General features: G+C 64.0%; 14 protein-coding genes. 2 read left to right on the forward strand and 12 right to left on the reverse strand.

Annotated features, from left to right (window positions below; translation table 11 throughout):
• Positions 1-78: 78 nt before the first annotated feature.
• Positions 79-558 (forward strand): Glu/Leu/Phe/Val dehydrogenase dimerization domain-containing protein, encoded by a 480-nt coding sequence (locus PVW46_RS16780; RefSeq protein WP_274576743.1) that lies wholly within the window; start codon positions 79-81, stop codon positions 556-558.
• A 20-nt stretch (positions 559-578) separates the two neighbouring features.
• Positions 579-1565, forward strand: a complete 987-nt coding sequence (locus PVW46_RS28795) for a LysR family transcriptional regulator (RefSeq protein WP_443137046.1) — start codon at positions 579-581, stop codon at positions 1563-1565.
• Here PVW46_RS28795 and PVW46_RS16790 read toward each other — a convergent pair.
• The 12 genes from PVW46_RS16790 to PVW46_RS16845 form a co-directional block, all read right to left on the reverse strand.
• Positions 1507-1740: a DUF2274 domain-containing protein gene (locus tag PVW46_RS16790; RefSeq protein WP_274576745.1), complete on the reverse strand. Its 234-nt coding sequence runs from the start codon at positions 1738-1740 to the stop codon at positions 1507-1509. The genes PVW46_RS28795 and PVW46_RS16790 overlap by 59 nt on opposite strands.
• Positions 1741-1743: 3 nt before the next feature.
• Positions 1744-2925: a TraB/TrbI/VirB10 family type IV secretion system protein gene (locus tag PVW46_RS16795; RefSeq protein WP_443137047.1), complete on the reverse strand. Its 1182-nt coding sequence runs from the start codon at positions 2923-2925 to the stop codon at positions 1744-1746.
• Complete coding sequence (gene trbG, locus PVW46_RS16800) at positions 2922-3899, reverse strand: P-type conjugative transfer protein TrbG (protein WP_443137048.1); 978 nt, start codon at positions 3897-3899, stop codon at positions 2922-2924. Before trbG ends, PVW46_RS16795 begins: the two co-directional genes overlap by 4 nt.
• Positions 3900-3901: 2 nt before the next feature.
• Positions 3902-4585 carry a conjugal transfer protein TrbF gene (trbF, locus tag PVW46_RS16805; protein WP_274576747.1) on the reverse strand — a complete coding sequence of 228 codons (684 nt, stop codon included), beginning with the start codon at positions 4583-4585 and terminating at the stop codon, positions 3902-3904.
• Positions 4585-5901, reverse strand: a complete 1317-nt coding sequence (trbL, locus tag PVW46_RS16810) for a P-type conjugative transfer protein TrbL (RefSeq protein WP_274576748.1) — start codon at positions 5899-5901, stop codon at positions 4585-4587. The genes trbF and trbL overlap by 1 nt, the downstream gene beginning before the upstream one ends.
• Before the next feature lie 7 nt (positions 5902-5908).
• Positions 5909-6178 carry a putative entry exclusion protein TrbK-alt gene (gene trbK-alt, locus PVW46_RS16815; protein WP_274576750.1) on the reverse strand — a complete coding sequence of 90 codons (270 nt, stop codon included), beginning with the start codon at positions 6176-6178 and terminating at the stop codon, positions 5909-5911.
• A 10-nt stretch (positions 6179-6188) separates the two neighbouring features.
• Positions 6189-6962, reverse strand: coding sequence for a P-type conjugative transfer protein TrbJ (gene trbJ, locus PVW46_RS16820; protein WP_274576752.1), 774 nt, complete (start codon positions 6960-6962; stop codon positions 6189-6191).
• Complete coding sequence (gene trbE, locus PVW46_RS16825) at positions 6959-9400, reverse strand: conjugal transfer protein TrbE (protein WP_274576754.1); 2442 nt, start codon at positions 9398-9400, stop codon at positions 6959-6961. The genes trbJ and trbE overlap by 4 nt, the downstream gene beginning before the upstream one ends.
• An 8-nt stretch (positions 9401-9408) precedes the next feature.
• Positions 9409-9669 (reverse strand): VirB3 family type IV secretion system protein, encoded by a 261-nt coding sequence (locus PVW46_RS16830; protein WP_274576756.1) that lies wholly within the window; start codon positions 9667-9669, stop codon positions 9409-9411.
• Positions 9669-10001: a TrbC/VirB2 family type IV secretion system protein gene (locus tag PVW46_RS16835; protein ID WP_274576758.1), complete on the reverse strand. Its 333-nt coding sequence runs from the start codon at positions 9999-10001 to the stop codon at positions 9669-9671. Before PVW46_RS16835 ends, PVW46_RS16830 begins: the two co-directional genes overlap by 1 nt.
• On the reverse strand, positions 9998-10933 hold the full coding sequence (gene trbB, locus PVW46_RS16840) for a P-type conjugative transfer ATPase TrbB (RefSeq protein ID WP_443137049.1): 936 nt from the start codon (positions 10931-10933) through the stop codon (positions 9998-10000). Before trbB ends, PVW46_RS16835 begins: the two co-directional genes overlap by 4 nt.
• A gap of 197 nt (positions 10934-11130) precedes the next feature.
• Positions 11131-11788 (reverse strand): hypothetical protein (locus PVW46_RS16845; protein WP_274576763.1); only part of this gene is annotated, 658 nt, incomplete at its 5' end.

Below are 11788 nucleotides of genomic sequence, written 5' to 3' on the forward strand. Positions count from 1 at the left end.
CCCATAGTACCCAACTCCGCTTTGACCTCGGCAGTTGGCTTACCTCTTCGTTCTGGCTTCCTCTCAGACGTCGACGCGATGTTCCGGCGTGCGGCCGAATTAGTGCCGATGCAGGAGGGGCCGATCGACAAGATTCGGGTCTGCAACCAGACCTATATCACGCGCTTCGGCGTGCGGCTGCGTGGCCGCATGTATACGTTTGAAGGCTGGCGCGCCGTTCACACCAATCAGCCGGCACCGGTCAAGGGCGGCATTCGCTCCGCGCCAGATGTCGACCAGGATGAGGTCGAGGTGCTGATAGCTCTCATGACCTACAAATGTGCGCTGATGGAGCTGCCGTTGGGTGGCTCAAGAGGCGCGTTGAAGATTATTGTCGGTGACTGGACGGAAGCCGAGTTGGAGAAGATCACGCGCCGCTTCACCCAGGAACTCTGCCGACAGAACTTTCTCAGCCCAGCTTTGAATGCTCCGGCGCCGGATGTCGGGATATGTTATCGCCCTAACGAGGATCAAGGGAATCTACGAGGCGATTGGCATCTGATGATTACCATCGCTTAATATGACGTGGATCGCCGCTTGTGCCCCAGCTCTCAGAAATCCGCTACTTCGTAGCCGCCGCTGAAAACGGAAGCCTGCGACAGGCGGCAGAAACGCTCGGGGTCGGGCAGTCCTGTGTCAGCCGCAAGATCATGCGGCTGGAAGACAAGCTTGGCGTTTCTCTGCTCGAACGGAGCAACACGGGGGTTCGGCTCACCAATGCCGGGCAGCGTTTCCTTGATGACGTGCAGCCCGCCCTTCAGCAACTCGACCAGGCGCGGCGCTCGGCTTGCGCCGCCGGCCGGGCCGAAGCGGGGACGGTCCGGATCGGTGTTCTGACCTCGCTCGCTGGCGGGTTCCTCAGGAAACTGCTTGTCGCTTATCGCCAGGAGTATCCGAAGGTTCGGATCGACGTTCGCGACGGCGGTCGCGATGATCACATCGCAGCGTTGCGGTCGCGCGAACTCGACATAGTGTTCGTGCCTGGCTCGCGTCCGGTCCGGAATTGCGAGTGCGCGGAGTTGTGGTGTGAACGGATTCACATAGCCCTTGGCAAAGGGCACAGACTTGCCGATCAAAGCGAACTCGACTGGACGGATCTGAGCGAAGAGCAATTCATCACGAGCAGCATCGCGCCGGGACCTGAGGTCCATGACTATATCGTGCGGCGGCTTGCCGACCATTCGGTGTTTCCCAAGATCGAGGCGAGATGCGCGTGTTTCGAGACTTTGATGAACCTGGTCAGCCTCGGGGAGGGTCTTACGGCGATATCCGCCGGCTGGGCGGCGGTGAAGCTGCCGGACCTCGTCTTGCGTCCGTTGACTGATCCCGAGGATGTCCTGCCGTTCAGTGCGATCTGGCTGGCCGAAAACGACAATCCAGCGCTCAGATGCCTTGTCAGTACGGCGCATGTGCTGGCCGGAAGGGTAAGGCGCGGCAATTCCGACTGGCTGCCGCGCCGGCTCGATATCACGGCGTCTGCCGGCGCGACTTCCGCAGACGCGCAAAAGCGCGATCGGTCGCCATGAACCGTTGCAGCATCGGCGCGATCAACCGTGCCGGTTCAGGCGCGGGCTGACCGGAATCTCGGGCCATCACCTCGGCATAGGCGGTAAGGTCGCGATGAACCTCGGCGGGTAGTTCCACGGTCACCTTTACGGGCTTGTCATCCGGAATGGCGGAGAGCTTCAGTTTCGTGTTCATGGCTCAGCCTCGATAGGGTTCGAGAACGAGGTCACGGGTGACTATGACACGCACCGGAAAACCCGGCCGGATCGTCAATGTAGGCAGGATCTGCAATTGGCGCTGGACGATCTGCTGGCCAGCGTCGTTGATCGTATCCTGGGTGCCGCCGCGGATGGCCTGGATCAGGCGATCATCGTCATCCATGGTGAGTTCCGCGCCCACAGCAAGCAGCGTCGAGAGCCCAGCAGCTTTCGCGAGATCCCACCAATGAAAATCGACACCGTCTTCCAGGCCGGCAAACCCTTCCGTGTCGGCGCCGGGTTGCCGTTCGAGGACGATGGACCGGCCGTTCGGAAAGATCAGGCGGTTCCAGACGAGCAGGATGCGGCGCTGACCGAAGCCCACATCGTTGGAGTATTCGCCGATGATACGCGTGCCCTGGGGGACAAGCAGGATTTGGCCGGACGGGCTATCGTAGATGTGCTGTGTCACCTGCGCGGTGATCTGGCCGGGCAGGTCGGATCGAATGCCGGTGACCAGCGCGGCGGGAATAACCGAACCGGCCTGAAGGACATAGGGCGAGGCGGGCGGCATCACACGGTCCGGCGCGACGGTACGGCGATCGGTCGATGCATTCAGAAATGCGAGTTGGCGATCCTGTGCGGTGGTAGCGGGTGACTGCCCGGTGAGATTGAGCCCGGCAGGGTTTGGAACAGCTGAATTTGCAGGCCTGTTCGGAGCGACTGCGCCGGTTTGGAAAAAGACGCGGCTGGTCCGCGCCGCTTCCGCCTCGGCGAGCCGGCGTTGCTCCTCGGGATCGGTCGCGGGCGGAGCGATGACGGGAGGCACCACCGGCTGACCGCGTTCCTGCGCATCGAGGATCGGGCGGCCGAGATCGCCGGGCAGAGGTGGGCCGAGAACCGGACCGGTATAGTCCCGTGGCAAGTCTTCGAGCCCCTCCGCCGTGCGCCGGTTGTCAGTTGTGTAGAGTTCCTCTCCGCCGGAATCCCGGTCAGGTGGCCGGAGCGCGTATATCAGGGCGCCCCCGATTCCGAGGGACACGATCAGGCTGGCCGCCGCTAAAGTGCGCCGCGACAGGCGGGTGACCTGTGGCGGTTTGGCGCGCAAGCGCATCGCCGCCGCTGTATTGGTCGAGGATTCAGTGATCTCCGTTTCTGGCTTGCCGGCGTTGTCATCGCTCATGATCCTGGTCTCCCGTCGGTTCTCACGATCCTGACCACCTGTTGCTTGCGACCGCTGCCGAGGCGCAGTTCCGCCGCGGCGAAGATCCGGTCGACGATCAGGATGTTGTTGTAGATGCGGCTGTTGACGATCTGCGCCTCGCCATCGGAGCCGATCACGAAAAGGGGCGGCATCTCACCCTGGACGATGCCGCGCGGGAACTGGATGTAGACCCGGCGTCCGTCATCGAAGACGGAGACAGGCCGCCAGGGCGGCGCGTCGCCGGTCAGCCCGTAGCGATAATGCCGCGCGCTCATTGCCGGTATCCTCGGCCGGGCGGGCGTGGCCTGGGATTGCGTTGCGGGTCGCGCCGGATAAGCCCAGGCGACGGCAGGCATGTAAGGCTCCTCGCCTGCGCGGAGTTCTATCATGTAGACGCGCCGGTCGGTGCTGACGACGAGATTGGTGGTGATGTCGGGACGTGTCGGCTTGACGAGGATGTGGACGCGGCGCTTGCGGCCGCTGCCACTTTCCGTATCGCCGATGATCCAGCGAGCGGTGTCACCGGCGGCGATCGGTCCGGCGCCGGTCAGGCTCTCGCCCGGCTCGAGGGCGATATTGGTGACCTGTCCCGGTGCGACATAGATCTGATAGAGCGCGCCATCGCTCCAGGGATAGATCTGGATGGCGTTGAAATAGCCCTCGCGACGAGGTTCGATGCGAGCGGCGGCATTGGCGTTCTCGACGCGACCGGTCGACGTGGTCGCACTTTCTCCGCCATGGGCGGGCGTCCATGCCGGGGGCATGTGAAGTGGCTTCGGGGCTTCTTCGGTGACGACGGCCGGGACGGAGGGCAGGGGTGACACGTCGCTGTCATAGCTGATTTCCGGGGGCTTGAAGGTGGCGCAGCCGGAAAGCGCGGAAGCGGAAAGCAGGAGAAGCGTCAAAGCGGCCTTGCGTGAAACCGCCCCTCCGGCTTTACGGAAAAGCGGCATGGTCATTGTCCGAGCTCCTTGGACCAGTTGATGGCGTTGACGTAGATGCCGAGCGGGTTCTTACGCAGGCGTTCAGCGTTGCGCGGCGGCTGGATGACGATCGTCAGGATCGCGGTCCAGCGTTCGGTCGTGGAAAGCTGGCCGTTCTCGTAGTGGCGCTCGGTCCAGGCGACGCGGAAGCTATCCGGCGACGCCCGGATGACGCTGGACACTTCGACGGCGACCTGTTGCTCACCGACCTTGGTGAAGGGATCGTTGGCGCGGGCATAGTCGTTGAGCGCCAGCGCGCCGCGGTTGGTGGTGAAGTCGTAGGCGCGTAACCAGTTCTGACGCACGATGATCGGATCGGCGGGAATGGCGCGGACGTTCTCGATGAAGCGGGCGAGGTGGAATGCCAGTTGCGGGTCGGTCGGCTCATAGTCGGCAGTGGCCGGCGCCACCGCCTGCGCCTCACCGAGCGCGTCGACCTGGACCACCCAGGGCACAATGGTGCCGCGGGTCGATTGCCAGACCAGGGCCGATGCAAAACCGGTCGTCAGGATCAGGCAGCCGAAGGCCATGAGCCGCCAGTTCTTCGCCTGCACGCGGGCCGAGCCGATGCGCTCGTCCCAGACCTGCGCGGCCTTCTGATAGGGGGTCTCGGGTTCTGGCGTCTTGCCGTAATGGGTTGCGGGTCGTTTGAACATCAGCGGTCACCTTCGGAGAGATCAATGGAGGAGCCGCCGCCCTGGGCGTCTCCCGAACGGATTGAATGAGCGGCGGCCGAAGCGCCATGACTGACGCGCTGGGCGCGTTTCATGCGGCGTGCCCAGTCGGGCATGTCGGCTTGCGTGCTGGCGGCGGGCGCGGCGGCGGAACCACCGGTGACCGCGCCGCCACTGGCCTCGATGGCCGCGCGTCCGCCGTCGGCGAAGCTCTGCTTCATGCCGACAGAGGCGCGACGGAGCGGCGATGTCATGGCTCCGCCTGCGGCCATGGCGACACCGCCAAAACCAGCGGCGACACCCGAAGCACCGGATTGTCCGGAAGAGCCAAGCGAATAGGAGGTCGCGGCACCGCCAGCGAGTGCGGCACTGCCCCGGGCCGCTCCGGAACCGGCGGCAAGCGCGGCGGATGCCCCGCTGGCGGCAAGAGCGCCACCGGTAACCATCATCCCGCCGGCGGCGAGACCGGTACCGACAGCGGAACCCGCGCCGAGCTGCGGACCGCCGGAGACGATGCCGTTGGCGATACCCGGCCCGAAGATGCCGAGGCCCAGGAGCGAGAGTGCCGCGAGCACGATGGCCATGGCCTCGTCGATGGTCGGCTGGTCGCCGCCGAACCCGCCAGTGAACTCGGAGAAAAGGGTTGAGCCGATACCGATGATCACGGCAAGCACCAGCACCTTGATACCCGACGAGATCACGTGACCGAGGACGCGCTCGGCCATGAAGGCGGATTTGCCGAAAAGGCCGAAGGGAATGAGCACGAAACCGGCCAGCGTCGTCAGCTTGAACTCGATCAGGGTGACGAAGAGCTGGATGGCGAGAATGAAGAAGGCGAGGAGAACCAGCGCCCAGGCAAAGAGCAGGCATGCGATCTGGATGAAGTTCTCGAAGAACGCCCAGTAACCCATCAGGTCGGAAATGGACTCGAGCAATGGCCGGCCGGCTTCGAGGCCGGTTTCGGCTACCTTGCCCGGCCGCAGCAAATCGGTCGCGGAAAACCCTGTTCCGCTCGCCTTAAGGCCGAGCCCCGCGAAGCTGTCGAAGACGATGCGGGCGAGGTTGTTCCAGTTGGAGATGATGTAGGCGAAGGCACCGACGAAGAGGGTCTTCTTGACGAGCCGCGCGATGATGTCCTCGTCCGCGCCCCAGGACCAGAACAGAGCGGCGAGCGTCACGTCGATGACGATCAGTGTGGTGGCGATGAACGCGACCTCACCACCGAGCAGGCCGAAGCCGGAATCGATATATGAGGTGAAGACCTGCAGGAAATGGTCGATGACGCCGGTATCGCCCATGGCCGTATTACCTTTCCGGTTCGATGCCGAGGAAGCGCTGGCGGTTCTCGGACCAGGCGGCGAGGCAGTTCGCATCGCGTGTGGCCGCCTCGCCGAGCCGTTGGCAGCGCCGCAACTCCCGGCGGGCCGGATCGTCATTGGATGCGCCGGCTGAGGCCGGTGCGGAAACGATGCCTGATTGTGGCTCCGGTTCGCGGGTCAGTTCGAGCACGGTCGCCGTGATGGCGACCGCGACGAAGACGATGGCGCCGATGCGCGCGAGGGGCTTGCCGTCCATTTCCCGCGCCTCAATTGCCGCCGTAGAACATCTGGGCGTTGCCGGGCTGGTAGCCCGAGCCCGGCTCGAGGAACCGCCGGCGCTGCTCGCGACCCTGTTCGGCGGCGGCGGCCCGCTCGGCATCGGCTAGCGCCTGCGCTCGCCCGTTGGCGGCGACGACGGCGGTGAGGTCGGCAAGCTGCTGTCCCTGCAGGGCGAGAAGCTGATTGCCGGCCTGGGTCGCCTGCAAGGCCCCCCTCGCGCCCTGGCTGCGCCCCACCAGTTCGCTCATCTGGGTGCGATTGGTGTCGATATTGCCGATCACGCCGGCCTGCACGCGCATCGCGTCCTGCAGACCGGCGACGGTGTTTTCCCAGCGTTCGCGGGCCCCGGCGATCAGGTCCTGGTCGGAGGCCGAGAGCTGCGCATCGCCATAGGTTGTCTGAAACGCTTGGTCGATCTGCTGGACATCGAATGCAATGCGCTGCGCCTCACCCAAGAGCTGCTGCGTGCGCTGAACGGATTGTTGAAGCTCCTGCAGCGCGGAATAAGGCAGGCTCGCGAGGTTGCGGGCCTGATTGATGAGCATCTGCGCCTCGTTCTGCAGCGAGGCGATCTGGTTGTTGATCTGCTCAAGCGCGCGAGCCGCCTGAATGATGTTCTCGGCGTGATTGGTCGGGTCGTAGACGATGTCCCCGAACCCGAAGAGCGCGTAGGCGGGCGGCGCCGTCAGCGGGGACAGGGCGGCGGGCAGGGACAGAACGGAAGCGGCGATCAGGGCCGCGCGGGTACGACGGAAGGTCATGACTGGGTCTCCATGTTGTTGAGGGTGGGGATGAGGTCGGCCGCCCAGCCGGCGTTGCGGGCGCGCAGCCAGGCCTCGGTGAATCCATCGCGACCATGTTCGGCGAGGAGTTTTTCGAGAGCGGCGTGATCGGCTTTGGAGGAGGCGCCGCAGAAGGCGAGCGCGACTTCACCGAGGGCGAGCTCGAACAGGCGGTTGCCGGAACGCGATTGGCAGTAATAGTCGCGCTTGGAAGTTGCCCGGGCGAGGATCTCGATCTGCCGGTCGTTCAAGCCGAAGCGCCGGTAGATCGCGGTTATTTGCGGTTCGATGGCGCGCTCGTTCGGCAGCAGAATACGAGTCTGGCAGCTTTCAATGATCGCCGGCGCGATTGGCGAGTTGTCGATGTCGGAGAGCGACTGCGTGGCGAAGACGACTGAAGCGTTCTTCTTCCTCAATGTCTTCAGCCATTCACGCAGTTGACCGGCGAAACCCTCGTCGTCTAGCGCGAGCCAGCCCTCGTCGATGATCAACAGGGTCGGCCGGCCGTCGAGTTGAGCCTCGATACGGTGGAAGAGATAGGCGAGGACGGCGAGCGCCGCATCGGTCCCGATCAAATCCTCGGTCTCGAAGGCCTGCACTGGTGCGGTGCCGAGACGTTCGCTTTCCGCATCGAGCAACCGCCCATAGGGACCGCCGATGCAATAGGGCTGGAGGGCACGCTTCAGGTCCTGCGACTGCAGCAGGACCGAAAGCCCCGTGATGGTGCGTTCCTCGACAGGTGCGGAGGCCAGCGAGGTGAGGGCGGCCCACAAATGTTCCCGAGCCCGGGGATCGATCGTCACGCCTTCCCGGCGCAGGATGTTGACGATCCAGTCGCCGGCCCAGGCACGTTCGGGGACGTTGTGGATACGCGCCAGCGGCTGCAGGGCGACGCTGTCCTCGATCCCATCCGTCAATCCGCCGCCGAGATCGTGCCAGTCGCCGCCCATGGCGAGCGTGGCGACGCGGATCGAGCCACCGAAATCGAAGGCGAAGATCTGGGCATCTTGGTAGCGGCGGAACTGCAGCGCCATCAGTGCCAGCAATACGGATTTCCCGGCGCCGGTCGGTCCGACGACCATGGTGTGGCCGACATCGCCGACGTGAAGGGAAAACCGGAACGGGGTCGAGCCTTCGGTCTTACCGAAGAGCAGGGGAGGTGCTGCCAGGTGCTCGTCCCGCTCCGGCCCCGCCCACACCGCCGAGAGCGGGATCATGTGGGCGAGATTGAGCGTGGAGATCGGCGGTTGCCGGACATTGGCGTAAACATGGCCCGGAAGGCTGCCGATCCAGGCTTCCACTGCGTTGACCGTTTCCGGCATCGCCGTGAAGTCCCGTCCCTGGATCACCTTCTCGGCGAGCCGCAGCTTTTCGTCGGCAATGCGTGGGTCCTCGTCCCACACCGTCAACGTCGCGGTGACATAGGCCTGTCCGGCGATGTCCGCGCCGAGTTCCTGCAGGGCCTCGTCGGCGTCTGCGGCCTTGTTGGCGGCATCGGTGTCGACCAGAACGGACGCCTCGTTGGTCATCACCTCCTTGAGGATGGCGGCGATCGATTTGCGCTTGGCGAACCATTGCCGGCGGATGCGCGTGAGAAGGCGGGTGGCATCGACCTTGTCGAGCAAAATGGCGCGGGTCGACCAGCGATAGGGGAAGGCGAGCCGATTGAGTTCGTCGAGAATGCCGGGCGTCGTCGTGCTCGGGAATCCGACGATGGTCAATACGCGCAGATGAACGTTGCCCAACATCGGCTCGAGTCCGCCAGTCAGCGGCTGATCTGCGAGCAGCGCATCGAGATAGATCGGCGTCTCGGGCACACGAACGCGGTGCCGGTTGGTCGATACGGTCGCGTGCAGATAAGTCAGGGTCTCGGCGTCGTCGAGCCAGACGCATTCGGGCATGAAGCCGTCGAGTAGCGACAGCACGCGCGCGGTTCGATCGATGAAGCCCTGAAGCTGTTCCCGCGCATTGGCCTCGCCACCCCGTTCGCGCCCTTCGTAGAGGAACCGTTCCGAACGGGACGCATCCTCCGCTGGCGGCAGATAGAGAAATGTCAGGTAGTAGCGCGACTCGTAGTGTCCACCTTCCTCCTCGAACATTGCCTTTCGTTCCGCATCGACGAGCGCCGATGCCGGATCCGGGAAGCTACTTTTCGGATACTCACGTGCCGGAGCGCGCATGGCTTCGACGAAGATCGCCCAGCCGGAACCGAGACGGCGGAAGGCGTTGTTGAGCCGCCCGGCAACCGCCACCAACTCGGCCGGAACGGCGCTGTCGAGATCGGGTCCGCGGAAGCGTGCGGTGCGCTGGAAGGAACCATCCTTGTTGAGGACGACGCCCTCGCCAACCAAAGCCGCCCACGGCAAGAAGTCCGCGAGATGGGCCGAGGTGCGACGGTATTCGGAAAGGTTCATCATGCAGCACCTCAGACGTTCAGATGGGAGGGAATGCGCAGGTGCCGGCGTCCGACATCGGCGAAGAGTGGGTCGCGCCGCGCGGCCCAGACGGCGGCGGCATGCCCGATGACCCACAGGACAAGGCCGACCAGCCAGAGGCGCAGCCCAAGGCCGAGGGCGGCCGCGAGGGTGCCGTTCAAGATTGCGATCGCGCGCGGCGCTCCGCCGAGCAGGATCGGCTCGGTCAGGGCGCGATGTACGGGCACGACGAAGCCGGGAACATCGTTCATCAGATGAGCGCCCCGCCGCCGAAGGAGAAGAAGGACAAAAAGAAGCTCGAGGCGGCGAAGGCGATCGACAGGCCGAAGACGATCTGGATCAGCCGCCGGAAGCCGCCCGAGGTGTCGCCGAAGGCGAGCGTCAGCCCGGTGATGATAATGATGATGACCGCCATGATCTTGGCGACTGGTCCCTCGATGGATTCGAGGATCGACTGCAGCGGCGCCTCCCAAGGCATGGAGGAACCGGCCGCGCGGGCTGCCGGCGCCATCATCATGGTGAGGACAAACGTCGTGGCAGCGCCGGCGATCCGGCGGCGAAGGCGGGAGGTGGGGCGGATCATGCGATGGCTCCTTCCGAGGGCTGGGTGGCTGGGCTCAGGCGATAGTCGCCATCGGGCGTCAGACCGGTGACAGTGGAGAGTTCGGCAAGGCTGCGTTTGGCACCGCGGCCTGAGAGTACCGCAACGAGATCGATGGTCTCGGCGATCAGAGCGCGGGGAACTGTGACGACGACTTCCTGAATCAGTTGTTCGAGACGGCGCAGCGCTCCGATTGCCGTGCCGGCGTGGATGGTGCCGATGCCACCTGGATGACCGGTGCCCCAGGCCTTCAGGAGGTCGAGCGCTTCGGGTCCACGCACCTCTCCGATGGGAATGCGGTCGGGGCGCAGGCGAAGGGATGAGCGGACGAGATCGGACAGCGTTGCGACGCCATCCTTGGTGCGCATGGCGATGAGATTGGGCGCCGCGCATTGCAGTTCCCGCGTGTCCTCGATGATGACCACGCGGTCGGCGCTCTTCGCCACCTCGGCGAGCAAGGCATTGGTCAGTGTAGTCTTGCCGGTCGAGGTGCCACCGGCGACCAGGATGTTCTTGCGGCTGGTGACCGCGGCGCGCAGGGCGGTGGCCTGATCCGATCGCATGATGCCGGCAGCGACATAGTCGTCGAGGGAGAAGACGGCGATGGCGGGCTTGCGGATGGCAAAGGTCGGAGCCGCGACAACGGGCGGCAGAAGACCTTCGAAGCGTTCACCGGTTTCCGGCAATTCCGCGGAAACACGCGGGCTTCCGGCATGAACCTCGGCGCCGACATGGTGGGCAACGAGCCGGATGATCCGCTCACCGTCGGCGGGGGCGACCAGTTCGCCGGTGTCGGAAAGACCTTCGGACAGCCGGTCGACCCAGAGCCGTCCGTCCGGGTTGAGCATCACCTCGACAATGCCGGGCTCTTCGAGGAAGCGCGTAATGGCCGGACCGAGCGCGGTGCGCAGCATGCGCGCGCCGCGGGATGACGATTCCGATTTCTGAAAGGTCGCCGACATCTCGCCCCCGATTGTGGTTGGGATCACGACGGCGATCCCGGTTCGGGGATGAGTAAGAGAGGCAGGAAATAGGCTCGCGCAACAGCGTCAAGGGCGTAGTAGGGGTGTGGCGGGTAAAGACAGGGGAACGGCGGAACAGCCGCAAAGGCTCAATCAGTTCGCCTACGCGGGCGGCCTAACCAATCCGTCTCTTTGCGTGTCTTGGATGATTTTTCGCCACGAGCGTTCTCGCTCTCAACGTATTCGCGGCCCAGCCAATCTTCTTTCTTGCGGCTTTTGGATTTTGGATTCCCCTTGGTATCTCGGGTTTCTTTGTATTCACGACCTAGCCAGTCTTCGCGATCGCGAGTGAACCCCGTTGTCGTGCCTTGTTTGCTTTTGTGTCGTCTGCGATCTCGACCGAGCCAATCTTCTTCGTCGCGGGACTCGCTGATCAAGTCGCCGCGCTTGTTATAGGTGCGAAAGACCGTTCGTCCGAGCCAATCCTCTTCCGTTTTTGTGTAGAACGGCTTGTGCTTAAATAACTCTCGGCAGTCCGAGCATTTGTTTGGCAGCTCCCAGCCTTTCTCAGCGCAACGGATTTGTGTGCCGGTTGGGATTTCAAAAGACTTTGAGCAGTGTGTGCAGGTTTCCGACTTGGTTTTGAAGCGTGATTTGCAGCCGTCACAGAATTTAGGCGGATTGTCCCAAGATCGATGCGCTCGAATTCCGGTTCCACAGTGATTGCAAGGCACCGTGGTCCAAGCGCACTCCTTGTGGTACTCGGGGATGTTCTTCCAAGTGGACCTGTCACGGATTTGTGCCGCT

The sequence above is a fragment of the Mameliella sp. AT18 genome (assembly GCF_028807275.1).
GTDB lineage: Bacteria > Pseudomonadota > Alphaproteobacteria > Rhodobacterales > Rhodobacteraceae > Antarctobacter > Antarctobacter albus.